28 protein-coding genes are annotated in these 26097 nt (G+C 62.6%); 7 read left to right on the plus strand and 21 right to left on the minus strand.

Going from position 1 to position 26097, the window contains the following annotated elements; genetic code table 11:
* Nucleotides 1–1077, minus strand: a complete 1077-nt coding sequence (locus tag CI807_RS25295) for a GlxA family transcriptional regulator (RefSeq protein WP_033903088.1) — start codon at nucleotides 1075–1077, stop codon at nucleotides 1–3.
* Nucleotides 1074–2483 (minus strand): GABA permease, encoded by a 1410-nt coding sequence (gene gabP, locus CI807_RS25300; RefSeq protein WP_095016710.1) that lies wholly within the window; start codon nucleotides 2481–2483, stop codon nucleotides 1074–1076. Before gabP ends, CI807_RS25295 begins: the two co-directional genes overlap by 4 nt.
* Before the next feature lie 362 nt (nucleotides 2484–2845).
* Between gabP and CI807_RS25305 the strand changes: the two genes are divergently transcribed.
* The 6 genes from CI807_RS25305 (at nucleotide 2846) to CI807_RS25335 (ending at nucleotide 10925) form a co-directional block, all read left to right on the plus strand.
* Nucleotides 2846–4003, plus strand: coding sequence for a serine hydrolase (locus CI807_RS25305; RefSeq protein ID WP_095016711.1), 1158 nt, complete (start codon nucleotides 2846–2848; stop codon nucleotides 4001–4003).
* Nucleotides 4004–4073: 70 nt separating this feature from the next.
* Nucleotides 4074–4859 carry a flagellar basal-body rod protein FlgG gene (gene flgG / locus CI807_RS25310; protein WP_095016712.1) on the plus strand — a complete coding sequence of 262 codons (786 nt, stop codon included), beginning with the start codon at nucleotides 4074–4076 and terminating at the stop codon, nucleotides 4857–4859.
* A gap of 63 nt (nucleotides 4860–4922) precedes the next feature.
* A complete protein-coding gene (locus CI807_RS25315; RefSeq protein ID WP_095016713.1) occupies nucleotides 4923–5672 on the plus strand; it encodes a response regulator in 750 nt (249 codons plus the stop codon).
* The gene (locus CI807_RS25320) at nucleotides 5669–6730 is read left to right on the plus strand and encodes an ATP-binding protein (RefSeq protein ID WP_095016714.1); all 1062 of its coding nucleotides are present in this window, start codon (nucleotides 5669–5671) and stop codon (nucleotides 6728–6730) included. The genes CI807_RS25315 and CI807_RS25320 overlap by 4 nt, the downstream gene beginning before the upstream one ends.
* Nucleotides 6731–6948: 218 nt before the next feature.
* Nucleotides 6949–7269, plus strand: coding sequence for a hypothetical protein (locus tag CI807_RS25330; RefSeq protein WP_016978385.1), 321 nt, complete (start codon nucleotides 6949–6951; stop codon nucleotides 7267–7269).
* A 185-nt stretch (nucleotides 7270–7454) separates the two neighbouring features.
* A complete protein-coding gene (locus CI807_RS25335) occupies nucleotides 7455–10925 on the plus strand; it encodes a hypothetical protein (RefSeq protein WP_095016715.1) in 3471 nt (1156 codons plus the stop codon).
* Nucleotides 10926–10973: 48 nt separating this feature from the next.
* On the opposite strand, the gene CI807_RS25340 is transcribed toward CI807_RS25335, so the two are convergent.
* The 14 genes from CI807_RS25340 to CI807_RS25405 all read right to left on the minus strand — a co-directional run bounded on the left by CI807_RS25340 (nucleotide 10974) and on the right by CI807_RS25405 (nucleotide 20688).
* Nucleotides 10974–11387, minus strand: a complete 414-nt coding sequence (locus CI807_RS25340; RefSeq protein WP_095016716.1) for an ester cyclase — start codon at nucleotides 11385–11387, stop codon at nucleotides 10974–10976.
* 150 nt (nucleotides 11388–11537) lie between these two features.
* Entirely contained in the window at nucleotides 11538–12584 is a 1047-nt protein-coding gene (locus CI807_RS25345; RefSeq protein WP_095016717.1) for an EscU/YscU/HrcU family type III secretion system export apparatus switch protein, read from the minus strand.
* A gap of 3 nt (nucleotides 12585–12587) precedes the next feature.
* Entirely contained in the window at nucleotides 12588–13400 is an 813-nt protein-coding gene (sctT, locus tag CI807_RS25350) for a type III secretion system export apparatus subunit SctT (RefSeq protein ID WP_095016718.1), read from the minus strand.
* Between the two features lie 6 nt (nucleotides 13401–13406).
* The gene (locus CI807_RS25355) at nucleotides 13407–13676 is read right to left on the minus strand and encodes an EscS/YscS/HrcS family type III secretion system export apparatus protein (protein ID WP_016969171.1); all 270 of its coding nucleotides are present in this window, start codon (nucleotides 13674–13676) and stop codon (nucleotides 13407–13409) included.
* Nucleotides 13677–13800: 124 nt separating this feature from the next.
* Complete coding sequence (gene sctR / locus CI807_RS25360; protein ID WP_016978391.1) at nucleotides 13801–14454, minus strand: type III secretion system export apparatus subunit SctR; 654 nt, start codon at nucleotides 14452–14454, stop codon at nucleotides 13801–13803.
* Nucleotides 14451–15452, minus strand: coding sequence for a type III secretion system cytoplasmic ring protein SctQ (sctQ, locus tag CI807_RS25365; protein WP_095016719.1), 1002 nt, complete (start codon nucleotides 15450–15452; stop codon nucleotides 14451–14453). Before sctQ ends, sctR begins: the two co-directional genes overlap by 4 nt.
* Complete coding sequence (locus CI807_RS25370; RefSeq protein ID WP_016978393.1) at nucleotides 15449–15895, minus strand: hypothetical protein; 447 nt, start codon at nucleotides 15893–15895, stop codon at nucleotides 15449–15451. The genes sctQ and CI807_RS25370 overlap by 4 nt, the downstream gene beginning before the upstream one ends.
* Nucleotides 15896–16136: 241 nt before the next feature.
* Nucleotides 16137–17459: a FliI/YscN family ATPase gene (locus CI807_RS25375; RefSeq protein WP_033901351.1), complete on the minus strand. Its 1323-nt coding sequence runs from the start codon at nucleotides 17457–17459 to the stop codon at nucleotides 16137–16139.
* Nucleotides 17456–18040, minus strand: coding sequence for a FliH/SctL family protein (locus tag CI807_RS25380; RefSeq protein WP_095016720.1), 585 nt, complete (start codon nucleotides 18038–18040; stop codon nucleotides 17456–17458). Before CI807_RS25380 ends, CI807_RS25375 begins: the two co-directional genes overlap by 4 nt.
* On the minus strand, nucleotides 18037–18651 hold the full coding sequence (locus tag CI807_RS25385; protein WP_095016721.1) for a type III secretion protein: 615 nt from the start codon (nucleotides 18649–18651) through the stop codon (nucleotides 18037–18039). Before CI807_RS25385 ends, CI807_RS25380 begins: the two co-directional genes overlap by 4 nt.
* Nucleotides 18648–19430: a type III secretion system inner membrane ring lipoprotein SctJ gene (gene sctJ, locus CI807_RS25390; protein WP_095016722.1), complete on the minus strand. Its 783-nt coding sequence runs from the start codon at nucleotides 19428–19430 to the stop codon at nucleotides 18648–18650. The genes CI807_RS25385 and sctJ overlap by 4 nt, the downstream gene beginning before the upstream one ends.
* A 4-nt stretch (nucleotides 19431–19434) precedes the next feature.
* On the minus strand, nucleotides 19435–19869 hold the full coding sequence (locus CI807_RS25395; protein WP_016978397.1) for a hypothetical protein: 435 nt from the start codon (nucleotides 19867–19869) through the stop codon (nucleotides 19435–19437).
* Between the two features lie 9 nt (nucleotides 19870–19878).
* Entirely contained in the window at nucleotides 19879–20112 is a 234-nt protein-coding gene (locus CI807_RS25400) for a hypothetical protein (protein ID WP_095016723.1), read from the minus strand.
* A 12-nt stretch (nucleotides 20113–20124) separates the two neighbouring features.
* The gene (locus tag CI807_RS25405) at nucleotides 20125–20688 is read right to left on the minus strand and encodes a hypothetical protein (RefSeq protein ID WP_025999889.1); all 564 of its coding nucleotides are present in this window, start codon (nucleotides 20686–20688) and stop codon (nucleotides 20125–20127) included.
* Between the two features lie 48 nt (nucleotides 20689–20736).
* Here CI807_RS25405 and CI807_RS25410 point away from each other — a divergent pair, with 48 nt between their 5' ends.
* A complete protein-coding gene (locus CI807_RS25410; protein WP_095016724.1) occupies nucleotides 20737–21501 on the plus strand; it encodes a tetratricopeptide repeat protein in 765 nt (254 codons plus the stop codon).
* A 5-nt stretch (nucleotides 21502–21506) separates the two neighbouring features.
* Here CI807_RS25410 and CI807_RS25415 read toward each other — a convergent pair whose 3' ends face one another.
* Genes CI807_RS25415 through CI807_RS25435 form a run of 5 tightly spaced genes read right to left on the minus strand, consistent with a single transcriptional unit; the run spans nucleotide 21507 to nucleotide 25999 of the window.
* Complete coding sequence (locus CI807_RS25415) at nucleotides 21507–21887, minus strand: hypothetical protein (protein ID WP_016977620.1); 381 nt, start codon at nucleotides 21885–21887, stop codon at nucleotides 21507–21509.
* A gap of 14 nt (nucleotides 21888–21901) precedes the next feature.
* Nucleotides 21902–23182 (minus strand): type II and III secretion system protein family protein, encoded by a 1281-nt coding sequence (locus CI807_RS25420; RefSeq protein WP_095016725.1) that lies wholly within the window; start codon nucleotides 23180–23182, stop codon nucleotides 21902–21904.
* Nucleotides 23179–25311 carry a type III secretion system export apparatus subunit SctV gene (sctV, locus tag CI807_RS25425; RefSeq protein WP_095016726.1) on the minus strand — a complete coding sequence of 711 codons (2133 nt, stop codon included), beginning with the start codon at nucleotides 25309–25311 and terminating at the stop codon, nucleotides 23179–23181. The genes CI807_RS25420 and sctV overlap by 4 nt, the downstream gene beginning before the upstream one ends.
* Nucleotides 25308–25643 (minus strand): lipopolysaccharide assembly protein LapB, encoded by a 336-nt coding sequence (locus CI807_RS25430; protein WP_016977474.1) that lies wholly within the window; start codon nucleotides 25641–25643, stop codon nucleotides 25308–25310. Before CI807_RS25430 ends, sctV begins: the two co-directional genes overlap by 4 nt.
* Nucleotides 25643–25999, minus strand: coding sequence for a hypothetical protein (locus CI807_RS25435; protein WP_033901343.1), 357 nt, complete (start codon nucleotides 25997–25999; stop codon nucleotides 25643–25645). The genes CI807_RS25430 and CI807_RS25435 overlap by 1 nt, the downstream gene beginning before the upstream one ends.
* Between the last annotated feature and the right edge of the window lie 98 nt (nucleotides 26000–26097).

Below are 26097 nucleotides of genomic sequence, written 5' to 3' on the forward strand. Positions count from 1 at the left end.
TCAGGGCTTCAGGTTTTTCACGCTGGCAAACGTTGCCTCGCCCCGCGCCTGCTCCAACACGTTCATGGGCGCGGGCGTAGGCAACGCATGCATCACCGGCTTGAGCACGATGGAGCGCTCGCTGTCGGTGACGGAGCGCTCGTCGCTGGGCGGCACGCCGAAGTATTCACGGTAGCACTTGGAGAAATGCGGCGTGGACACAAAGCCGCAAAGCACAGCCAGCTCCACGATGGAAATGGGCGTCTGCTTGAGCAACTGCCGCGCCCGGATAAGCCGCAGCCGCAGGTAGTAGCGTGACGGCGAACAGTGCAGGTATTTCTGGAACATGCGCTCCAGCTGACGGCGGGACAACGCGACATACGCAGCCAACTCATCCAGGTTGATCGGTTCCTCCAGGTTGGCCTCCATCAACGCGACGATTTCCTGCAGCTTGGGCTGCTGGGTGCCGAGCATGTGCTTGAGCGGCACGCGCTGATGGTCCTGCTCGTTGCGGATGCGCTCGTACACAAACATGTCGGAGATGGCCGCCGACAACTCATGCCCGTGATCACGGCCGATCAGGTGCAGCATCATGTCCAGGGGCGCCGTGCCACCCGAGCTGGTAAGGCGATCGCGATCGAGGGTAAACAGGCTGGAACTGACCGTCACCCGTGGAAACGCCTCCTGCATGGCCGCCAACCATTCCCAGTGCACGCTGCATTCATAGCCATCCAGCAAACCGGCCCGCGCCAACACAAAACTACCGGTACAGATACCGCCCAGTCGCTTGGCGTAACGCGCCTGGCTGCGCAACCACTTGACCAGCTCACCGGTCACGGTGCCCTGGATGCCGATGCCGCCGCAGACAATCACAATGTCGGCGGACGGCACGCTGAGAATCGAACCGTCCGGCGTGATGGGCACGCCGTCACTGGCCCACACGGGATTGCCGTCCGGGCTCGCGGTGTGCCATTTGTAGAGCTCCTGGCCCGACAGCTGGTTGGCCATGCGCAGGGGCTCAACCGCCGAGGCCAGTGACATCAAGGTGAACTGGTCCAGCAGCACGAACACGATGCTGCTTACAGGGCGGCCACTCATGGCGGTGACGCTGCGGCCACTGGTTTTTGCGTGCGTTCGGGCTGCCGCGCGGTGAGCAAGCCGACCAGGGAAATCATCAGGGCCAGGCCGATGGTGGATGACACCTCAAAACGGTGTTCAGGCGTGACCAGCATCACCGTCAAAGCGGCACAGATGAACGCGATGACCAGCCAGGTCAGCCAGGGAAACAGCCACATCTGGAAGGTGAGCGTGACGTTGCGCTGTCGCAGGATCTTGCGCATGCGCAACTGCGACACCGCGATCACCAGGTACACCAGCAAGGCGATGGCGCCCGAACTGGCCAGCAGGAACTGGAACAACCCTGCCGGCGCGAAGTAACTGAACAGAGTGACGCCTGCGCCCAGCACAGTGCTGGCAATCACCGCCGCCCTCGGTACGCTCGCCGCCGAGGTCTTTTTCATCGACGTGGGAGCATCCCCGCGTTTGCCCAGGGAAAACAGCATGCGCGAGGCAATGTAGATGGAGGAATTCATGCAACTGGCCACGGCGATCAACACCACAACATCAACAAGCAGCTTGGCGTGGGGAATGTTCATCAGCTCCAGGGCGCGCTGATAAGAGCCTACCGAGGCCAGCAACGGGTCGTTCCACGGCACCACGGAAATCACCACGAAGATCGACAACAGGTAGAACACCCCGATGCGCCACATCACCGAGCGCGTGGCCCGGGCGATGTTCTGCGCCGGGTTACTGGACTCCGCCGCAGCGATGGTGACCGCCTCAGTGCCGATAAAACTGAACATGATGGTGATGAAAGCACCGACTACCGCCGACAGCCCATTGGGCGCAAACCCGCCGTGTTCCTCCATCAACCGGCTCAACCCACCGACCTCACGCTCGGGAATCCAGCCCATCAGCACCGCAAAGCCCAAGCCGATGAAACCGATGATCGCGATCACCTTGGCCATGGCGAACCAGAACTCGAACTCGCCGTACTTGGACACGCTGAACAGATTGGTGACCACCAACAAAAAGATCGACAACAAGGCAAACAGCCAAGCGTCGATCTGCGGGAACCACTGGTTGAGGATATGCCCGGCAGCCAGGGCCTCGATGGGGATCACCAGCACCCAGAACCACCAGTACAACCAACCGATGGTAAACCCGGCCCAGCGCCCGATGGCCTGGTCGGCGTAGGTCGAAAAAGACCCGGTATCGGGGTTGGCCACCGCCATCTCCCCGAGCATGCGCATCACCAGCACCACCAACGTGCCGGAGAACAGATAAGCCAGCAGCACCGCCGGCCCCGCCGCCGCAATCGCATGCCCGGAACCGACAAACAACCCCGCCCCGATAATGCCCGCAATGGAAAGCATGGTCACATGACGCGGCTTGAAGCCTTGCGCCAACTGGCCGTTGGAATCGTTGGAATTCAGGCTATTCATTGTTTTTGTTGTTCTCGGTGATCGACGTCAAGGTGTACTGACTGAAGAGTCAGGCGATCATCATTTCTTAATGATGGGTCACCTTACGCGGCCTGAGTTCATCAAAAATAGCCTGGGAGCGGCGGGAATTGGTCTGATATCGACATCGACGTAAGGCGTGACTGCATAGCACCCACTCATGGATAGGCCCATTACCCTGTGGCGAGGGAGCTTGCTCCCGTTGGGCTGCGTAGCAGCCCTGGCCGTTTCAAACAAAGCGCTGGGTCTGCTCCACGCCCACTCCATCGAACCTCCCGTAAAACTCCACCGCCTTCGGGCACACTGGCGCCTCCCAAAACAGCGACAACGTTTTAGAGGTCTCCATGCTCCGAATTCTTGCGACCAGCCTCATGCTGATGTCGGCGCCCCCGGCGATTGCAACGCCGCTCACGGCCGAACAGCTCTCGGCCATCGACCGTTATGTCACCTCGCAAATGACCCGACAGCAGTTGCCGGGGCTTGCCCTGGGTGTCTATCGAAACGGCCACACCGTCCTCGCCAAAGGCTATGGCCTGGCGAACGTGGAACTCGATGTGCCCATGAGTGCGGACAGCGTTCTCCAATCCGGTTCGGTGGGCAAATCCTTCACTGCTACCGCCGTCATGATGCTGGTGGAACAAGGCAAGGTCAGCCTGGATGACAGCATCCGGCAGTATTTTCCCGAAGCGCCGGCCAGTTGGGCGCCGATTACAGTAGCCAACCTGCTGTCCCACACGTCCGGGCTGTCGGCCTATGACACGCCTGAGCTGCAAAAACCCGGCGCACCACTGGATATCCGCCAGGACTTTACCGACGCGCAACTGACGGCGGCCATTGCCAAACTGCCGATCAACTTCAAGGCGGGCGAAGGCTGGGCGTACGAAAACACCAACTTCGTGTTGCTCGGTATCCTGATCCATCGCGTCAGCGGGCAGCCCTATGGCGAGTTTCTCCAGCACCGTATTTTCACACCGTTGGGCATGACCTCGTCGCGCGTCATCTCAGACCTCGACCTTGTGCCCAACCGTGTCTCGGGCTACGAAAAGGTGGACGGTGTGTTGAGGAACCAGGAATGGGTCTCGCCGACGTTCAACGCCACCGCAGACGGCACGCTCTACTTCACCGTACGCGACCTGGAGCGCTGGGACCGTGCCCTTTACGATGAAACGCTGCTGAAAAAAGCCTCACTGAGAAAAATGTGGACGCCCTACCCCTACGCCGGTAAACAGCGTGCGCAAGGCTATGGTTTCGGTTGGGAAATTCGCACGATCAACGGGCACCCCGTGGTCGAGCACGGCGGCTCCTGGCAAGGCTTTACCTCGTCTATCTCGCGCTACCTCGACGACAGGCTGACGGTGGTGGTACTGACCAACCTGGATGCCGAGCACAGCTACCCGGAAGTCATCGGGCGGGGCGTGGCGGGTTTGATCGAGCCTGGCTTGAATGAGCCTGGCCGGAAAAAAACTTCCCTCTCCATCATTTCTCCACAAAACCTCCCATGAATGCGCACGTTGGCTGTGCACAATCAGGTTCATCACAGTGCCCCATCGAACGGGTCACACGGAGAGCCCAATGATTCCAGCCCTGTACGTCGCAAAAACCGGCTTGTCGGCCCAGGACACTCAGCTGACGACCATTTCCAATAACCTGGCGAACGTCTCGACCACCGGTTTCAAACGCGATCGTGCCGAGTTCCAGGATTTGCTCTATCAAATCAAGCGCCAGCCGGGCGCGCAATCGACGCAAGACAGTGCGTTGCCGTCGGGCCTGCAACTGGGCACCGGCGTGCAGATCGTCGGCACCCAGAAGAACTTCAGCGCCGGCAGCCTGCAGACCACCGGGCAACCGCTGGATCTGGCCGTGAATGGCCGGGGGTTTTTCCAGGTGCTGCACCCGGACGGCACCACGGGTTATACCCGTGACGGCACCTTTCATCTGAACGCCAATGGCCAGGTGGTCACGGCCAGCGGGTTCGCACTGGAGCCGGCCGTCGTGGTGCCGGACAACGCCAAGACGTTCACCGTCGGCCAGGACGGCACGGTGTCCATCACTGTGGCCGGCAACCCTGCGGCGCAAGTGATCGGCAACCTGCAGACCGCCGACTTCATCAACCCGGCTGGTTTGCAGGCAATCGGCAACAACCTGTTCCTGGAAACCGCGTCCAGCGGCGCGCCCCAGGTCGGCACGCCGGGGCTCAACGGCTTTGGCACCACGTTGCAACGCTCCCTGGAGACTTCGAACGTGAGCACGGTTGAAGAGATGGTCAATATGATCACCACGCAAAGGGCCTATGAGATGAACTCCAAAGTGATTTCCACCGCCAACCAGATGTTGGGCGCCCTCACCCAGAAGCTATGATCAACACCTGACAGCGTGGCCATGGCGCGGCCTCCACAACAAGGCCTATTCACCGAGCAGACTATGAACGATTACCCCGTCGCATCGACATCGCAGCCCAACAGCGTCCGGGAGACCCAGGCCTTGGTGCTGATTGCCGAAGACGAGCCCGAGATCGCGGACATCCTGATTGCCTATCTCAAACGCAGCGGCTTTCGTACTGCCCACGCCCTCGATGGCCGGCGTGCGCTGGAACTGCATCAGAGCCTCAAGCCGGATCTGATGCTGCTGGATGTGCTGATGCCCCATGTCGATGGCTGGCAGGTGCTGGCCGAGGTGCGTCATCGCGGCAACACGCCGGTGATCATGCTGACCGCGCAAGACCAGGACATGGACAAGTTGATGGGCCTGCGTATCGGTGCCGACGACTACATCGTCAAGCCATTCAACCCGGCCGAAGTGGTGGCACGTACCCAGGCGGTGCTGCGGCGCTCCGTCAACTACACATCCGGTGTCAGCGCCAGCGTGTTGCGGGTGGATGGGTTTGAAATCGATATCGAAAGCCATCAGGTCACGGTGAACATCGAAGGCAACACGCTGGCGCTGCTGCTGACCGTCACCGAGTTCAAATTACTGGCGCAGTTGGCCCGAGCACCGAAACGCGTGTTCAGCCGCGCGGAATTGTTGGCACTGTGCTCGCCGGAAAGCGACAGCCTGGAACGCACGGTCGACAGCCATATCAGCAAGTTGCGCCGCAAGATCGAAGACCTCGGGCTGCAAGGCGTGCCGGCGAGCATTCGCGGGGTGGGTTACCGGTTCGGGAGTGGCGCGTGAAGATCTTTAATGGTTTGAGCCGCCAGATCATCCTGTCCATGTCGGTCGTGGTGCTGTGCGTGATCGCCCTGGCTGTGATCGGTTCCTATGTGTTCTATGCCCTGCTTTGGACCTACTGGCCACTTCCGGACGAGCAGGTCGATGAGTGGATGCCGGCCAATGTCGAATGGGCATGGATGGGCTTGACCACCTGCGTCAGCCTGGCGGTCGGTGCTTTCGTGGCCACCAAGCTGTCCCGGCGCATCCTGATGCCGTTGAACTCGGTGGCCGAGAACCTGCGCAAACTGGCGGACGGCGATCTCGATGTACAGGCCGTAGCCGGCGACCAGTCCATCGGCGAAGCGGCCATCCTGGTAGATGACTTCAACAGCATGGCCAGACGCTTGAAACGCATGGCCCAGGAACAGGCGTTCTGGAATGCAGCGATTGCCCACGAACTGCGCACGCCCCTGACCATCTTGCGCGGCCGCCTGCAAGGTTTGGCCGAGGGTGTCTTCGAGCCGGAGACGGCGCAGTTCTATAGCCTGCTCGGCCAAGTCGAAGGGCTGACGCGGATGATCGAGGACCTGCGTGTGGTCGGCCTGGGTGACAGCGGCTACCTTGAAATCAATGTGCAAGACGCCGACCTGGCTGCCGGAATTGAAGAAGAGGTACGGCTGTTCGAACCGAGCCTGGTCGCCGGCGGCTTCAAGCTGCAACTGGACCTGCAGCGCCGCATTCTGCGCTGCGACCCCGCACGCATCCGCCAGGCCTTGCTGGCCCTGCTGGACAACGTGCGTCGGCACGCGACACCCGGCAACGTCAACGTGCACCTGAGCACGCGTGATGGCGTCCACTACCTGAGGGTGCGCGACGATGGTCCTGGCATTGATGAGGACTTTGCAACGCACCTGTTCGAGCCTTTCCAGCGCGGCGAGAACTCTCGCTCACGCGCCCAGGGCGGCAGCGGCCTGGGCCTGGCGGTGGTGCGCGCGATTGCCATTGCCCACGGTGGCGCCGTGACGTGTCGGAAAATGAAAAACGGTGGAACGCTGTTCGAACTCAGCTGGAACCTTTGAGCAAGCCAGGCCCGCCATGCGCATCTTTTCAACGCTGTTCAGAACCACACAACGCTATCGCTGCTTTGTCCTGTTGGACGCCGAATGTATCTGCATTGCGTTCAAAAGCTGTGTCACAGCACCTCAAAACGGACATTGGATAGAAGTTGAACGCATCAACCTGTCGTGGCTGGGCAACCCCCTCCCCTTCGTGCCCGGATAACTTAGCGAGTGTGAACATGAGCCCTTCCCTATCACTCCTTGAAGAGTCACTGCGACAGCACACGGCCCGCCTGAAACGGCTGCAACGGTTCTGGGTGCCGCTGCAACAGCGCGCGCCAAAGTGGGTGCTGGCGCTGTGGATCATCGGCGTTTTCGTATCGTTGTCGACCCAATGCTGGTGCCATTGGTTCGTGACCGCGCCGCTGATCTGCGCGTTGATCGTCGCGGAAATCGTGATCGACGAGGCGCAGATGACGCTGCTGTTACGCACCGATGCCGTTCGCGACTCACTGAGAGCGGCACGCGGCAACTATTCGTATGGCCTGACACTGTGGTGAGCGGGCGTGCCCCGATCACCCCAACAAGCCCGCTCACCCCAGGGAAAACCTCGCTACTCGCCGAACATGACAAGGTCATTTCACAGCTGTGAAAGCTTGTGCGATCTTGCCAAAAACCGCCTTTTCACCCCCCGCCTCCGCCTAGTATCGAGTCCTCGTGCGCCCCCACTCACATGGACTGAAGAATGATCAACCGACCCGAGAAAGCCGCCTCGCCCCGCGTCAGTGAACCCCGTGCACCGGAGCGCGTTTTTGATGCGGCGCTGAACAAGGCCAAGACCCTGGCGGCCACCGGGGCCGGCGATAAGCAGCTCAAGCCGGACGACTATAAGGAAGTCACCGCCCTGCCCGCCAAGCTGGATATCGACAAACTCAAGGTGGTGTCCGAAGACAAGGACGCCGGGGTGATCTATTTCGAGCAGGACGGCAGCAAACTCAAGATCACCCGCGAGGGCGCCGAGAAGGTCCAGGAAGGCTTCGACCTGCTCAAGGGCCTGCACTTCGGACACGCGGTGGCGCCGGTCAACCAGGGTGGGCCGAACGAGGGCACGCCGCTCTACGACCTGCTGCACACCCTGGCCGAGACCCAGGACACTCCGGCCGGCAAGGCAATCCGTGAAGCCCTGGGCAACCCCGATCAACAGCTATTGCGCGAAGACGACCCCACTGTGCGCCTGGCCAATGTGAAATCGGTCGGCGAAGCCAAGGACGGCGTCGTCAAGGTCGAGATGGAAAACGGCCAGACCCTGGTGATCTCCGAAACACTCACGCCCGAGGCCTTTGCCAGCTACAACAGCGCCGGCGTGACCAAGGAAGCGCTCAACGACGGCAAGGCCAAGGGCTTTGAAGAAGTCACCAGCCTGCCCGGCGACCTGAATTTCAGCCAGCTCAAAGTGGTGTCAGAAGACCCGAAATCCGGGGTGATCCTGTTCGAACACCAAGGCAAGAAATACATGATCAGCCAGTCCGAAGCTGCGCTGCCGCAGCCCGGCGCAGACCTGAGCAACCCCAACCCCAATGCCGGCAGCAGCCTCTACACCTTCCTGCATGCGGTGCACAAAAGCGAAGGCACCCCAGCGTTCGACTACATCAAGAATGCGCAGTCCCTGCCCGGCCAGGAACTGCTGCGCAAGGACGAAGCCAGCCTCAAACTCGGTGACATCAGCAAGGTCGATGCGCCCATGGACGGCATCCTGGTGGTCAACGGCGCCGACGGCAAACTGCTGGTGGTGTCCAAGGACATCACCCCCGAGGCCTTTGCGGCCTACACCACCAAGGGCCAGAGCCTGGCCGGTATCGAGAAGGCCAAGGGTGACGGCTACAGCCTGGCCGGGCCGGATGCTTACCTGGCATCCACCGAAGACATCATGAGCGTCGGCGGCGTGGGCGATTACGGCCCTGGGTTGATCGCCTTCACCCAACACAAACCGGGTGGTGCCGAAGAGAAGATCGTCGTCAGCGAAGACACCAACCCGCAGATGTTCGAGCAGATCTCCGGCTACCGCACCGACATCGCCCAGCAAACCACCGACGTCGACAAACTGCGCGCCGACAACGGCTTGCCACCGCTCAAGGACGTGTCTGTCGACAACCTCGCCACCACTGAAAAAGACGAAAGCGGCAACCCGTTGAGCGTGCAGGACCTGTCGATGAAAACCCTGGTGGACAGCTACCGCGCCGGGGTCAAGGACGGCAGCATCGGCAAGGACGACCCGCGCGCCAAGTTTCTGCGCGCGGTGGAAGCCAAGAGCATGGCCGACAACGGCATGTCGATCATTCCCGAACATGGCTTCGGCAACCAGGGCATCGCCACCACACCTATCGACGTGACCTCGCGAGATGTGCGCGACAACATCTTCGACACCAAATCCATCGACAAGACCATCAGCGAGCTGCTGGGCGACTCCACTATCCAGGCCGACATCAAGGCCAACCACGATGCGGCCGTGGGCAAAGTCGACGGCGGTCAGGCCAAGGTCGACGAGGTGCATCAGAAGCTGATCGACAGCACCTCCTCGGAGAATTTCACCAAATACATCAAGGCCCTGCAGGACGAGGGCAAGACCGAGCTGGCCACCCAGGAAATCCAGACCGCCTACACGGCGCTGGCCGACATCGACCCGGCCAAGGCCGACAACTTCCTGCAAAACCTGCAGATTGACGGCTACACCGACGCCGTCGAAAAACTGATGGACGACCCAAGCAAGATCAGCGACGACAACACCGCCCTGGCCACCACCGACAACACCCTGGCCATCCTTTCCATGCTCAAGGGCGGCGCCGATGGCCTGCCGCGCCAGGCGCTGGGGGTGTATTCCAAGTTCGTCGACCAGTTGCTCAAGGACAAAGGCGCCGCCGCCGACTTCGGCAAGGCGATGATTTCACTGGGTGACACCTGGCAGAAAAACGGCGTGATCAGCTTCAGCGACATCGAACACGCGGTGAGCAAGGAGATCATGCCGAGCCTCAGCGAAGAGAACCGCAGTTCGTTCGTGAAGAACCTGACCTTCCTCAAGGACAACGGCGTGCTCGGCTCGGTGGGCGGCGCCATTGGCATGGGCCGCATCGTCTATCAACTGGCGGGGCAAGGCGGCAAGCTGGCCGACACACCGATGAAACGCCTGGGGATTGCCAACGACTTCCTCGGTTTCCTCGGCACCGGCTCCCACTTCGCCACCCTGGGTCTTAAGGTCTACGACAAGCTGCGCGGCACCAACGCCTACAAACTGATGGGCTTCGACCGCTCGCTGCCCGACCTGTGGGCCAAGCCCGGCGAGGGTTACCACGCCCTGCCCAAGGACGCCGAAGCCGTGCAGAAGAAGTACTTCGAGATCGTCGACCAGGCCATGGACGACGGCAAAGATGTCGGCAAGGTGCTCAACAGCGGCGGCTGGAGCGATGAAGGCGCGAAGAAGGTCCAGGAAGGCATCGAAAAAGGCATCGCCAGCCGTGGCGGCGTGGCCGGTGCCGGTTTTGGCGCCAAGTTCGCCAGCAGTGCGATCAAGGTGATCGGCATGGCCACCGACGTGGCCGGTGGCGTGATCAGTGTGGTGCAGGCGGCCTTCACCCTGCGTGATGGCGTGCGCGAAAAAGACCCGGTGAAAATCGCGTCCGGTTCATTGTCGATGGCCGGTGGCGTGAGCAGCCTGGTCGCGGCCGGCGGCGGTGTGCTTACCACCCTCGGCGTCACGGGGCGCATCATCCCGTTCCTCGGGCCTGTGGGCTTCCTGATTTCCGGCGCGTTGTCGTTTGTCGGCGCAATTCTCAGCACTGTGCAGTCGCACAAGTTGCACAAGATTTCGATGCAGAACTGGGACCAGATCCAGGACTTTAAGCAGGATGGTTTGCTCAAGCCCAATGGCGATGAAGCCTATGTATGGCTGCAGACCTACCTGTCCGACTGGGGCCAGCGTGATGCGCCGAAGGACCAGAGCATCTTTGATTTCCGCAAGGAAGAATGGGATGCGCGGTCGAGTATCCGTGGCGGCGATCATCGGCGTGATCACCCGGATTACATCGGCGATGGCAATAACCGCAATTCGGAAGACTACAAGTATTCGCTGAAACCGTCGGAGTGGACCAACGATAACCACGACATCATCTGGCGGGTCGGCGACGGGTATGGCGGGGAATACCACGATGTAGACAAGCCCTGAAGCCCGACACACCGGGCCCTGCTGCATGGGGCCCGGCTTTGGAAACCGTCAGTTTTTGTCAAAACCCAACTGCCGGTACAACGTTTTCATGTCGTAGTAATCCGTGCACTTGATCAGTTTATTGCGCTTGATTCGGATGACACAGGCGCCATGTACCAAAATCTTTTTGTGGGTGGCTTTGTGTCCAAACAACTCACCTTCATGCGTACCCTTCATATGCCACTGTATGGTACCGCCGTGTTCGCAGAGACAGATCAAATCAGTGATCACTGTAAAATCGGGGAACGCCACTTTGATCAGTTTGAAGAAGTCACCCAGTTCAGTCTTTCCTCGCATGATTTTCCCTGCAGCAACATCTTCATAGAGGCATGACGTCGAAAAAATCCCGAGAAAATCGGCTTTGGAGGGGCCAGACCAGAGGTCAGCCCATTGCTGAATCAATTCACGGTTTGTATCTGTCATGGTGAAACTCCCTTGAGCGCTGGAGGCGGAGCAACGGCAACCTCCCGTCGACCCCACCGTTCATTACGCTGACAGATACAACCTCAGCTCCTGCCGAGCAGATACTTCCTCTGTAACAAAAGCGTTCAACAAGCGTAGCCCGGCCACTGCCTAAATCAACCGCGCGGCCACCAACCAATCCGCCACCGCCTGGAACGACGCATCCGGCACCGGGTCGCCGGGCACGGTTTTGCGGGCAATCTCCGCCGCCAGGCCCTTGTCCGGCGCATGGGGAATGCCCAGGTCATAGGCCTCCTGCAACATCAACAACGCCTCTTCCGGCGAGGCCCGGCAGACGATCACCGGCACCGGGGTTTCCCCACGCACGTAACGCACGCCAATCACCCAGCCGTCGGTGGTGCCGATCATCATCGAGGCGCGGTTCAAACCCAGCTTGGTGGCCAAGGCCTGCATCTCGTTGCGCTGGCGCCGGCGCTCGCTCTTGATCAGCGGGTCGCCGTCGATGTCCTTGCGTTCGCGCTTGGTCTCGCTGCGGGTCATCTTCATGTCGCGGCCGAACAGCCAGCGCTGCATCATCACGTCCACCCCGCCCACCAGAATGAACGCGCAGAGCACGGTGAATACCAGCGGCTTGAGTACCAGGAAAAACGTCGACTCCATGCACTCGGCACCGCAGCGTGACGACTCCATCAAGGCCTGCAACGCATGCTTGCCGACCACGTAGAACGCGATCGCCAACACATGCACCTTGATCAGGCCCTTGATGAACTCCACCAGGTTGCGCAGGGCAAAGATCTTCTTCATGCCCTCCGCCGGGTTGATGCGCTTGAACTCGGGCTTGATCGGGTCGGTGGAGAACACAAAGCCGCGCATGGTGATGATGTTGGTCAGGATCACCACGCCGGTGGTCACCGCCATCACCGGCAAGGTGATGCCGATCACCAGTTGCTCGGCATGGTCGAGCACCCGTGGCCACACCGTGGCGAACGGCTCGATGTAGATCTGCGCGGTGAGGTCGATCAGCGCCGTGACCTGGGCCTTGGCCCGGGGCGCGAGAATCGAGATGCACAGCGTGCAGAACAGGATGACCATGCCCGACACCAGGTCCTGGCTCTTGGCGACCTGGCCTTTCTTGCGCGCGTCCTGGAGCTTCTTGTCCGTGGCCGGCTGGGATTTCTCTTCGCTGGTATCGGCCATGGGCTACTCCATGCCGGCCAGGGTCTTGAGCAGTTCGACGGTGCCGCGAAACTCCGCCAATTGGTCAAGCATCATGGGGATCAGGAAGCCAATGTAGATCACCATCAGGATCGTGAAGAACAGGTTCTTCACCGGCAACGACAGGTCGAAGATGTGCAGGTTCGGCGCCATGCGTGACAGGTAGGCGAGCATCAGGTCCGTCACCAGCAGCGCGATCAACAACGGCGAGACCATCAGCACGCCGACGCGCATGATCTGATCAAGGATCGACAACACCGCCAGCAATGCCGAACTGGCAAATACCGGCGTAAACGAGGTGACCGGCCAGAGTTGGTAGCTGTGGTAATACCCGTCGACCATCAGGATGAACCCCCCGGACATGAAAAACAGCGTGATCAGCATCACCGTGAGCAGCGTCGCCATCACGCTGGACTCCCCGGACGACAACGGGTCCACCAGTTGCGCCATGGTCGAGCCGCGCTGCAGGTCGATCAATTCCCCCGCCACTTCAGCGGCCCAGAACGGAATGCCGAACAGCAGGCCGATCAAAATGCCAATGAGGAATTCCTTGATCAGCAACCCGGCGATAAACACACTGCCGTGTTCGGGCATCGCGGTCAGCGCTTCGAACACCGGGAAGAACATCGGGATGGAAATGGCCACGGCCACGCAGCCGCGAATCATGCCGGTGAGGCCGAGGCGGTTGAACGCCGGGGTGATCACCACCACGCCCATGGCGCGGCAGGCGGCGAGCGAGGCGGAGCTGATCACCGGGTAGGCGACCTCCAGGAACTGCGCGGTCAGGCTGGCATCCATGGGCGGTCAGCGCGTCCACATCGGGAAGTTGTCCAGCACCTGGCCACCGAGTTCCGCCACCTGCCCGGCGAGGACCGGGCCGAGGAACACGATGGTCAGCAACACCGCCACCAGCTTCACCACCTGCGGTAGCGTCTGGTCCTGGATCTGCGTCAGCGCCTGGAACAGGCCCACGCTCAAGCCCACGATAATCGCCACCCCCAACGCCGGCGCGGAGAGCATCAGCACGGTCATCAGTGCCTGTTTCATCAATGACAAAAACACGTCCTGGCCCATCATTCCCCCTCAATGCCCCCTGTAGGAGCGAGCTTGCTCGCGAAAAACCCAAGGACACCGCGCCCACTCGGGACGCCCGCGTTATCGTTAACGATCTTCGCGAGCAAGCTCGCTCCTACAAGGGTTAGCCGTAACTCAGAATCAAACCGTGCATCAAGCGCGACCAGCCGCTCAGGGACACGAATAAAAAGATCTTCAGCGGAATGGAGATCAGGTTCGGCGAGACCATCGACATGCCCATGGCCATCAGCACGTTGGACACCAGCAAGTCCACCACCAGGAACGGGATGTACAACAGAAAGCCGATCTCGAAGGCGCGGGTCAGTTCCGAACTGACGAACGCCGGAATCAGCACCACCAGGTCATCATCGCGCAGGTCGGCACGGGCTTGCGGCGACCAGATAGTCTCGGTGGCCTGCACGAAAAAGCCGCGCTCGGATTCATTCGCAAAGCGCTTCAGGTGCGCCTGCAACGGCGGGCGCAAGGCGTCCCCCAGATCCTTGAGTTGCTCGACATGCTCGATGTTGAGGTCGCGCCCCTCCACTTGCCGGTACATGTCGCCAATCAACGGCGTGGTCACGTACACCGACAGGATCAGCGCAATGCCGTACAGCACCAGGTTCGGCGGGGTCTGTTGCACGCCCAGGGCGTTGCGGATCAGGAACAGCACCACCGAGATCTTCATGAAACCGGTGAGTGTCACCACCGCCAACGGGATCAGCCCGATCGTCGCAACGACCAGGATGATCTCGATCAGGTTCGGCTGATAACCGGTCATGGGGTGGCGAAACTCAGCAGGCGCACGCCCAGGCCGTCACCGATTTTCACCAGTTGGCCCTGGCCGACGCGGCGGCCGTTGATCATCAGGTCGACGCTGTCCACGCCCGGCGTATTGAGCTGCAACAGGCTGCCCGCGCCCAATTCGCGCAATTGCGCCAGGGTCAGTTCCAGCGTGCCGACCTGGCACACCAGTTTCAACGGCAGGTCATCCAGCACCGCGGCGGCATCAACATCAGTCATGGGGTTCTCCGGTTCCACAAAGGGGGCTTTCAAGGCGTCCTGCAGGCGCAGGACTTCACCCTGGAATTGGCAGCGCGCCTGCAGGCGGCCGTCGAGGTCGAGCAGCAGGCCGGGGCCTTGCTCCAGCATCAGCACATCGCCGGGGCGCAGGCTGCGCAGTTCGCCGAGGCTCAGCCACTGTCGCCCCGCCACCACCGTCAAGGTCTGGTGCAGGGCCAGCAACGGGTCGGGCTCGGGCTGGGCGTACTGCGTCAGCAACTGCGCCACCCGCACGGCGGCGCTTTCGCTCAGGTCCAGTTGGGCGCTCATTGGTGGCTGGTTGGCGAAAGTCAGCTCCAGCGCCACGTGCACGACAAAGGGGTCTTGGCCTTCGCCCGCATCGAGCAACTGCACGGGGTGACCGAGCAGCGGCTCCAGGGTCTCGATCAGGTCGAGCAGCGCCAGTTCCAGCAACAGCGAACGCGGCAGTGCGGGCAACGGCTGCACATCGAATGACAGCGCCAGCGGCAGCAACAACTGCTCCATCGCTGCGGCGGACAACCGCAGGCGCGCGGGTGCGCGACCGAGTAACAGCAGCACGTCACGCGGTGAAGTGAGGGCTTGAGGTTCGGTGGCCCAGCTCACGCGCAGTTCCTGCCCGGCGCAACGGCCCTGCCAAGGACGGCAACGGCGGTGCAACGCGTTATGCAGGGCCAGCAACGCTGGGTCGAAATGGGTCAGCCAGGGCGACAACGGGTCGGCAAGGGCTGCAATCATGTGCCGACGCCTTCGTCACGCAGCTCGCCAACCCGGCGCTCATCGCTCTCACGGCCTTCCAGCAAGCTTTGCCAGGCGTCGGATTGACGCTGGCGGCTCAGCCGTTCCTGGCGGAACAGGTCGCGCTCGCGCTCCTGGCTTTCAAGCGTGGTGGACACGTGGGTCACGTCGTTTTCCAGTTGCTGCTGGTCATCCGACAGGCCGCGCAACCGATCCTGAGCCGCCTGCCAACTGGCCACCGACAGGCCTTCGGTGAGCGAGGCATACACCTGTCGCGCTTCCTCGGCGATGGCTTCACGGTGCAGGCGCAGTTGCTCCTTGGCATCGGTGAGCACGCCGTGGGTCTGTTCGCAGCGTTGTTGCTGGGCGGCCAGTTGACTGGCGGCGCGTTGTTCACGCAAGACCCGCAGGGTTTGCAGGGTGCGCAGTTGCTCGGTTTTCATTGGGCAGACTCCATTTTCATGCCGTTACGTACACTCTCTGTTGTGGTGAGCAGGCTTGTTGTGGCGAGCAGGCTTGCCCTGCGTTGGGGTGCGAAGCAGCCCCCTCTTACATTCACCACGGTCCTCCAGATAAAACTCAGTGCCTGGTTTTGGGGCTGCTTCGCAGCCCAACGCGGGGCAAGCCCGCTCGCCACAGGAAGCCCGCTCGCCACAACAAGCGCGCTCGCCACACATAGTCGTCTCATGCCAACACCCGGCGCATATGGGCCAGGGTCTGTTCCAGGTTGCTCGGCTCGCCTGCGTTCTGGCGCAGGAAGGCTTCGATGGCGGCGTGGCGGTTGATCGCTTCGTCGGCCAGGGGGTCGCTGCCGGCGGAGTATTCGCCGACGCGGATCAGCATTTCGATCTCGCCATACCGCGCCATCAATTCGCGAATGCGCATGGCCAGACGCTTGTGTTCTTCACCGGCCACCTGCTCCATCAAACGGCTGCGGCTGCGCAACACATCCACCGCCGGGAAGTAGTTGCGCTGGGCCAGTTCGGCGCTGAGAGCGATGTGCCCGTCGAGGATCGAACGGGCTTCCTCGGCCACCGGGTCACTGGCCGCATCACCCTCGGTAAGCACCGTGTACAACGCAGTGATGCTGCCGGTGGGGCCGGGGCCGGCGCGTTCCAGCAGGCGCGGTAAAGCAGAGAAGAACGACGGCGGATAGCCACGCCGTGTCGGCGGTTCGCCCACGGCCAGGCCGATCTCGCGCTGGGCACGGGCAAAGCGGGTCAGGCTGTCCATCAGCAGCAACACATTGCGGCCCTGGTCGCGGTGGTATTCGGCGAGGGTCGTGGCGACAAACGCCGCGCGCACCCGCTCGGCCGCCGGGCGGTCCGAGGTGGCGACCACCGCCACGGTGCGCGCACGGGCCTGGGCGTCGAGCTGCACATCGAGCAACTCGCGCACTTCCCTGCCCCGCTCGCCGATCAGGCCGATCACGATCACATCGGCTTCGCTGTTGCGAATGATGCTGGCCAGCAACGATGACTTGCCCACGCCAGGCTCACCAAAGATACCCATGCGTTGGCCCTGGGCCAGGGTCAGCAGGCCGTCGATGGAACGAATGCCCAGCGCCATGGAACGCACGATCAACTGCCGGGAAAACGGTGCCGGGGGTTCGGCGTGCAGCGGGTAATGCTGCAGGGCCACGGTCGGCGGGAGGCCGTCACCGTCGAGAAAATCGCCCATGGGGCTGATCACCCTCCCCAGCTGTGCATCACCCACCGCCACGCCCAGGGTTTCGCCGGTGGCGGTGATCTGAGTGCGGGTGGACAGCCCTTCCATGGAGCCGATGGGCGACAGGATCGCCTCGTCACCGTCAAAGCCGATCACCTCGGCGCTCAGGCTGCGAGCGCTGCCGGGATCACGCAGTTGGCACAGTTCACCGATGCTCGCGCCGGCCACACTGGCCCGCAGCAATACACCACGAATGCTCAACACCGTGCCGTGCATGGGGCGCAAGCGGGCCTGGGCCAGGCGCCCAGAGAGACGTGGCAGCAACTGTTCCAGGTTCATGCCACGCCCTCTTCGGCGAAGGGCAACAGGCTGCGTCGCAGGTTTTGCAATTGGGCTTCGAGGCCCAACTCTACCGAGCCGGCCGGGCTGTTCAGGCGAGCCTGGCCGGCGCTCAGTTGCTCATCCGCGTCCACCGCAATTGCCAGCCCTTCCAGCTTGAGGCGTTGACGCAACGCATCGACCTCCGCTGGCGGCACCCACAGGGTCAGCGCCTGGTCCTGGCGAAACGCGCTCAAGGCCTGACGGGTACTGCGCACCACGCGGTCGGCGTTGTCCAGCTCACCCAGTACTTCACGCACGATGCCCAAGGCCAGGTCGGCCAGGGAGGCTTCCAGGCTGCTCAAGTAATGCTGCACCTGGGACTGGGTGTGCAGCAGCAATTGCGCGACCTGTTCGGCCCCGGCTTGGCGGGCGCTTTCGAAGCCTTCGGCGCGGGCGCTGCTCAGCCATTGCTCGCTGTCGGCCTTGATCTGCTCGGCCTGGTGCTTGGCCGCTTGCAGGAAGGCAAATCCGTCGCTCCATAACGCGGCATCTTCGGCGCGCAGAATGCGTGCAGTGGGGCGACTCGGTAGCTCACTCATGACGTCATCTCCTCGGCCAGCAGGCACGCGGCGGCGGCCTGGACGATTTCCAGGTCACGCGGCACTCGGGCGCTATGGCCCTGGGGGAAGGCAAAGCGCAAACGCAACCAGCCCTGCCAATCGGCATGCTGGGCGTGCAGCCAGGCGGCGACACAGCCTTGGCCGTCGCGGTCGATGGCCTCGATCAATTCGCTGGGATCGCGCAGCAAATCCGCAGCGCCGCCGAGTTGGCGCAGGGCCAGGGCTGAGACAAAGACTTCAGCACCCAGGCCTTCGCGCAGCTCATTGACCACCTCGCGGCGGATCTCTCGGCTCAAGGTCGCGGCATGCCAAATCGCCCCGCACAGCCTCGGCAAGCGGGCGAACTGCGCGGGTGACAGCAGCAATACCGACAGGTCCGCTGCCAAGGGCGTGACCAACTGGTCCATGGGCGCCAATTGGTAATGGCTGACCAGCAACTGCTCCAGACGCTGGCGAAAACGCGGCTGGCCGTGCATCGCCTGCAGCACGGCGTCGGGCAACTCATCGGCAAAACACGCGCCCAGGCTCGGCCCACGCACGAACTGCAACGGCTCGGCGACCAGCCCCTGCCAGCGTTCGAACAGACTCATTCACCCTCCTTGAGCACATACAGCGCCTGGGACTGGCGACGCGCCCATTGCTGACGGGCCAGCACCCCCAAGGCGCCGAGCGCGATCAATAAAAGCGCACCGAACATCAGCCGCGCCTGGGGCAGGTTGTCTTCCAGCAGCCACAGACCCATGAAGCGGGCCAGGCGCGGCTGTGCCGGGTTATTGCTGATCGCCACGGCGGCCTTGATTGCCGTTACTGAAACGCCGTCATAGTTCAGCCCGGAAATACCGTTGGCGACCAGAGTCTTGATCTGCGGGATCAGCGTATTGATGTCGGTGCCTGGGTCGTAACGCACCAGCACCGAGGCCGATGACGGCGAAATCACCCGTTTGAGCAAGTCGTTGTCCGGCAGCACCACGTGCACGCGGGCGGCGACGATGCCGTCGATCTGCGACACCGAGTGCGACAGTTCTTCGCTCAGCGCAAAGATCATCTGCGCCCGCTCCTGCACCGGCGACGACACCAGGCCATTGCCCTTGAACACCTCGCCCATGTTGGAAAAGCTCTGTTGCGGCAGGCCGGCGTTGTCGAGCAAGGTCATGGCTTCGGCAAAGCGTGACTCATCGACCACCACCTTGAGCTGGCCGTTGTCCTGGGCCTTGCGCTCCGCCGGGATGCCACCGCGCAGCAGCACCGCGACCATGGCGTTGGCGTCGCGCTCGCTGAGGTTGGTGTAGAGGTCGGTGTTGCAGGCTTGCAACAGGCTGGCGAGCAGGCCGATCAGCAGCAGGCGCAAGGCGCGGTTGGGGCTTGGCATGGCGTTATTGGCCCTTGAGCAGTGTGTTGGCGGAACCGGAAATCTGCGTCGCACCGCGCACCACCATCTGGGTTTCGATGGAGTAATCGAACATCTTGCCCAGGGAGTGGACGATCTGGTCGACCTGCTGTTCGCCGACCTTTTTCCCCGGCTCGCCTTGAGGCGAAGCGCTGGCGGTGCGGATCTCGGCCGATGCCGGTGGCGGCGCCGACGGGTTGTTGGTGAGCAGGTCGGCGCGCTCGGAAAACGCCCGCGTGCGGTCGATGAAACTGTTCATGCGCTCCATCAGGCCCGAGCCAATCTGGTGCGGGCTGGCGCCTTCGGGCATGCCCTTGGCGGTGTTGGCCATGTGCTCGAACAGGTTCTGCGAGGCCCCGGCGGGCCCCGCGCCGGCAGACGGCGGCAGCGCCGAAGCGCCGGCGGCGAGACTGATAGTCATAGGGGTTTCCTACTCTTCGTCGTCATCGGACATGGCGTCGTTCAGCAGTTCCTGCATCTTCGGCATGATGATGAACTGACCGCCGATGGTGACCGCCTGGGTGATCAACGCATCGGTGAACTTGGGGTCATCGGTTTCGTTGGGTTTGTCGGCGGCCTTGGCGTTGTCCACCGCGGCATTGAACTTGGCTTCAGGGCTGGCGCCACCCGGGGCGAGATTGCTGTCTACGGCTGTTACGGACATGGTGCTGCTCCTTTACTGGGTTGGGGTTTCGGTACTGACTTGCGCGCCACGGAACACCCGCACCCCGCGCTCGCGCGCCACCGGGGCGGCCACGACCTTGGGTTGCAGGTGATCCACATGCTGCTGCACCAACGCCAGGTACGGCGGTGGTCCGGACACGAACACTTCATCGCCCTCGGGGCCATTGCGCATGGACAGTTGCTGGCCGAACACATCGAGGTTGCTGAGGTAGGCCTGCAACTGGTCGAGGTCCAGGGCGTTGGCCTTGAATAGCTTGGTGCTGATTTCATCGCTGGCATTGAGGTACAGCAGGTTGCCGTCGAAGTACCAGGTGAGGCCGTTGGTGCTGCACAGGGTCTGCAGGAACTCGCCGGCGGTGGCGCCGCGAATCGTGCTGCGGGCTTTGCCGCGCACCTTGTCTGAGAGCACCAGGGGCACATCGAGGTTGTGGCCGAATTCTTCCAGGGCGCTGCGCACATCCTGGTCCACCAGCACGTAGGCATAGGGCTGGGAAAACCACGCTGGTTCTTCGGCGGCGTTGGCAAAACGGCTGCCGAACAGGCATAGGACAGCCAGCAAAAATATGCTTACATGGCGTCCGCCTTCGCCAGACGAGTTGTGACGATGTCCAAGATTTTTCTGCTCGCCAGTACCCTGTTGCTGGCCGCCTGCGCCAGCAAGCCCGCGACCGATTCCGACAAGTCGTTGCAACTGGCCGATGACCTGAGCAAGCGCGGCGACTACGCCAGTGCGGCCGCGCTGTACGAGCGTGCGGCGCAGCAACCCGGTGCCGGCATCGAATTGTGGCTCAAGCTCGGCCAGGCCAGGCTCGACGCCAAGGACGCGCTGGGCGCCGAGCGGGCTTTCCAGCAAGCCCTGGGGTTCGATGCGCGTAACGCTGACGCGCTGCTCGGCCTGGGCACCGCGCAGCTCCAATTGGGAAAAACCCAGCGTGCCGTCACTGCCCTGGGCCAGGCGACGGAGATTGGCGGGTTGCCAGTGGCGTACACCCGCCTGGGTGTGGCGCAGATCCTCAATGGCCAGGCCGCTGCAGCGCAAACGGCGTTCGCCAAGAGCCTGAGCCTCAAGCCCGACGACCTCGACAACCGCTGCAACCTCGCCTTGGCGTATGCGCTGGGCGGGCAGTCGCAACAGGCGTTGGAGACCATCACACCGGTCGCGCAGTCGCCCCGCGCCTTGCCACGGCACCAGCGTAATGAGTTGTTGGTGATGGTGTTGGCGGGGTATGAGCAGCGGGTGACGGGGTTGCCGCTGGATGACATTCCAGCTGCCGAACGTGCACGGTTGGTGACGGAAGCCAAGCGCATCAAAGCCATCAGTGACCCGGTGGCGCAGGCTCGGGAGTTGGGGTTGGTAGACCCGCGATAAGCGGTTCATTGCTGGCCTCCCGCGGCGCCAGCCTTGGCCTCTTGCTGATCCTTGCGCCGCTGCAATTGCTCGCGGTCGAAACCTTCGATGTAGACCTGGGCGGCTCGGCCGACGGGCGCGGCCATCACCGGGCCGGTCGTGCGGCCTTGGGTCAGGTCTTGCTTGCGCTCGACCATCTGCATCAGGTTCAGGTTATTCGCGCAGCCCAACGCCAGGGTCGGTTTGAAATCCTCGCCCAGCCCGATGGTGTCCGTTGCCGGTGGTTGCTGGCATTGGGTCGGCAAGCCATCCGCGCGGTACTCGGATGAGTAGTAAGTGGGCGCCAGGTGGGTCTGGCAACCCATCAGCGCCAGGGGCAACAGCATCAATACGCGTAAAGCAGTCATGGCAGTCCCCCTGATCAATTCATGTAGAAACCGAACGCCCCGCCGCTACGCGGTCCGGTGGCCGCTGCGGTAGCCGGTTGCGCGTCGAGGGGCGTGGCGAGGGTGCGACCGCGTACCGGTTCCACCAGGTACGGCGTGATGAGAATCACCAGTTCGGTTTCATTGCGCTGGAAGCGCTTGGAGCGGAACAGGTTGCCGAGGATCGGCAGGTCGCCCAGCAGTGGCAGTTTCTCGATGTCCTGGCTGCTTTCACGCTGGAACAGCCCGGCGATGGCGAAGGTCTGCCCGCTGCCGACCTCCACCCGCGTATCGGCGCGGCGCACGCTGAAGGACGGCACGTGGAAGTTGCCGAAATCCACAGTGCCACCGCTGACCACGCTGCTGACTTCCGGACGCACTTGCAAGGCGATGCGGCCGTTGGGCAGCAGGGTCGGGTTGAACAGCAACGACACGCCGAACGACTTGTACTCGATGCCCACCAGGTCACGGTTGACCGGCACCGGGATCGCCACTTCGCCACCCGCAAGGAAGCTGGCGGTCTGGCCGGTCATGGCGGTGATGTTCGGTTCAGCCAGAATCTGCAACACGCCGTTGGCCTGCAACGCATCGAGCATGCCGTCGATATTCACATTGCCTGAACCGGCACCCGCTGCTGCCAAGCCACCTGCCGTGGCGGCGGCCAATGGTCCGCCGGTGATCAGGCCGAAGGAAAACGTGCCGTTGTTGAACATGGCGTTCCAGTTCACGCCGTAGTGCAGCAGCTCGGAGCGCGACACCTCGGCAAAACGCACACGCAGGTTCACTTGGGCGGAGCCTGCGTATTCGGTGGTGTTGATCGCGCTCTGGAAGCCTTGCCCCTGGGGGTTGAGCAAGGCATTCAGGTCGGTCGCCTCCGCCACCGAACCCAGGGTGCCCTTGGCGACCAGGCGGTTACCGGCGCCGCTGATCTGTGCGCCGTTACCGGGGTGCAGCGCCTGCATCGGCGTGCTCACCGCCTGGCTGCCACTGCTCACGGCCAGGGTCAGGCTCGCCAGTTGTTTGCCGTCACTGCCCAGGGCAATCAGGCTGGTGTTGCCCGGCGCTTTGCCGAAGATATAGATCGTGCCCGGCGACACCACTTGCAGGTCGGCCACATTCGGTTCGGCTACCAGCACCGAATCCACCGGCGCGACAAAATGCAGGATGCGCCCTTCACCGGAGGCCAGGGCAATCGAGCCCCCGGCACCCGCCGCGATTTCCTGAGCCTGGCTCACGCACGACAAAACACTCAGCAACAGCACACAAAAACGCATCATGAGGCGGACGCCAGGGGGGTGACGGAAGCCGCGGCAGGCGCGCGGCGGTTGGTGATTTCGGTAAGGCTGATGGTCACCAGCGCTTGCAGGTTGTACTCGGTGGCCAGCTCACGGAACGACAGCACCGCCAGCTCCAGCTCACCGCGCAGTACCAGGCGGCGCAGGCTGCGGCGCAGTTCCGGGTGCACCAGCAACACCGCGCTGTTGACTTCGCGAGTGTTGTCACAGGCCTGGCGCAGTTGGGCGAGCAAGGCGCGGCTGACTTCTTCGGGGATCAATTCGCGCTGCGGCTCCTGGCGACGCAGGGATGCACGCAATTGGTCTTCCAGGCCAGGCGCCAGCACCAGCGCACCGATCACCCGGTTGCGGTCGGCGTATTGATGGCTGATCTGCCGTGCCAGCGCGGCACGCAAGTGTTCGGCCAGGCGCCCGGCGTCGGTTTCGCGGGCGCCCCACTCCACCATGGCTTCGAGCAAGGCGCGCTGGTTGCGGATCGATACACCTTCGCCAACCAACAGGCGTAGGGTTTCAGCCACCCGTTGCAACGGCACCAGGCGCAAGGCTTCCTTGACCAGTTCACCGTAGGTGGCCTCCGTGCGCTCCAGCAGTAGGCGGGTTTCCTGGATGCCGAGGAAGTCGGCGGCATAGCGACGCAGGCTACGTTCCAGCACGCCGCGCAATACTTCGTCGGGCAGCAGGAAGCCGATGCCGGCGTTGCGCAGGGTGTCTTCGTGCTGGCGTTCGACCCAGTGGGCGCTGCGGCCATTGAGGGGTGAATCGGCCTGCACGGTGGCGATGTCCAGCAACTGCACATGCACCGGATCGTCCTGCACCAGCAGGCAGTTGATCGGCAATTCGCCTTCGCTCACCGGCACGCCTTCCAGGGACACACGGAAACTGCCCGGCGTGGCCTTGGCCTCCATGTAGATGCCCGGCACCGGCATGTCCACGCCGAGTTCGGTACGTAAATCGTGGCACAGCGTTTCGACGCGCTGGCGCAGCAGTTGGCGCGGCGCGCTCTGGGACACGCCGCTGCCAAGGGTCAGCAGCACCCGGGTATCGGGCAGCAGGTTGTCATCCAGTTCGGCCTGCACTTCGACCTCGGGTTCCGGTGCCTCGACCAGCACTTCCAGCTCAGGCTGCCGGTGATGGCGGCGATACATCATCAACGCCGCGCCGCCAAACACCAGGGACAGACCGAGGAACACCCAGGTCGGAAACCCCGGCAGCAGGCTCACGCCAATCATGATCAACGCGGTCAAGCCCAGCGCCCGGTAACTGGCGCCCAGTTGCTTGATGATCTCGCTGCCCAGGTCCCCCGCTTCGCCGTCGCTGTTGACGCGGGTGACCACAGTGCCCGCCGCCACGGAAATCAGCAGCGCCGGAATCTGCGCGATCAGGCCGTCACCCACGGTCAGCAACGAGTAGGTGTGCACCGCCACGCCGAAGGGCATGTCGCGCTCGATCATGCCGATCAACATGCCGCCGAGCAGGTTGACCGCAAGGATCACCAGGCCGGCGATGGCATCGCCTTTGACGAACTTCATGGCGCCGTCCATCGCGCCGAACATCTGGCTTTCACGCTCCAGGCGCGAGCGGCGGCGCCGGGCTTCAGCCTGGTCGATATCGCCGTTGCGTAGGTCGTTGTCGATGCTCATCTGTTTGCCGGGCATCGCGTCCAAAGTGAAACGCGCGGCCACTTCCGCCACGCGCTCGGCGCCCTTGGTGATCACCACGAACTGCGCCACGGTGATGATCAGGAACACCACCATGCCCACCACCACTTGCCCGGCAATCACAAAGTCACCGAAGGCCTTGACGATATGGCCAGCGTCGCCGTGCAGCAGGATCAAACGCGTGGTGGTGATCGACAGTGACAACCGGAACAGCGTGCTCAACAGGATCAGCGGCGGCAGCGCGGAAAATTCCACCGAATGGCCGATGTAGAACGCTACGATCAGGATCAGTATGCTCAGGGCGATGTTAAGGCCGATCAACGCATCCACCAGGTAGGTGGGCAGCGGGATGATCATCATCACGATCGCCATCAGCATGAACGCGACGATGATCACATCGGTGCGCTGCGCAGCGAGGCGTGCCAGGTTGTTCAGGCGGTTGAGTGCACTCATGCGCCGGCCCTGCGTGCGGCCAGGTAGCGTTTGAAGCATTGGCGCGCTTCGTCCTTGCGCTCGCCGTACCACAAGGCGCGGGCGCGCAGCAGCAACAGGCTGGCAGATTCGCCTTCCAGCGCCACCAGGCGGTCCAGGGCACTCAAGGCGCGGGCGGCGTCGCCGCTGTCGGTGAACGCCAGCACCAGCGAACGCAGCAACACACCGTCGTGGGGTGCGACGCTGACGGCAATCAGCAGCATCACCAGGGCGCGCTGGGACTGGCCGTTACGCCGATACAGTTCACCAATACCTTTGAGCAGTTGCACGGCGTCGTCGTTTTCGCGGGCCATCAGGTATGCACCTCCGAGCGTTGCTGTTCGAGGTTGCGGCGCATCTCGATCTCTTCGCCGATCAGCTCGACGGCCAATGCCTTGATGTGTGGCTCGGCGTCCAGGCCGGGCAGGATGTGTTCCATCACATGCTCCAGCAACTCCAGCGAACGCGCGCCGCCGAACAGCAACGAGTCGACGCCGGCGGCGGCGGTGAGCGCTTCGAGGTCACTGCGCAGGGATCGGCGGGTCTGGGTCTTGCGGGTCTTGAGCACCGCTTCGAAGGCGGTGGCCTGACGCGAGTTGACCGGGCGAACCGCTTCGACCGGCGCACTGCGTACATCACTGGGAATCAACGGGCGGGGTTCGACTTTCATGGAAGGACTCGCAGAAACACTGTAGGAGCGAGCTTGCTCGCGAAGGTCGTCAACGCTGACGCAGCCATTCAGAATGAACGGGTTGGCTGGGCGTTTTT

The organism is Pseudomonas sp. NS1(2017) (assembly GCF_002269425.1).
GTDB lineage: Bacteria > Pseudomonadota > Gammaproteobacteria > Pseudomonadales > Pseudomonadaceae > Aquipseudomonas > Aquipseudomonas reactans.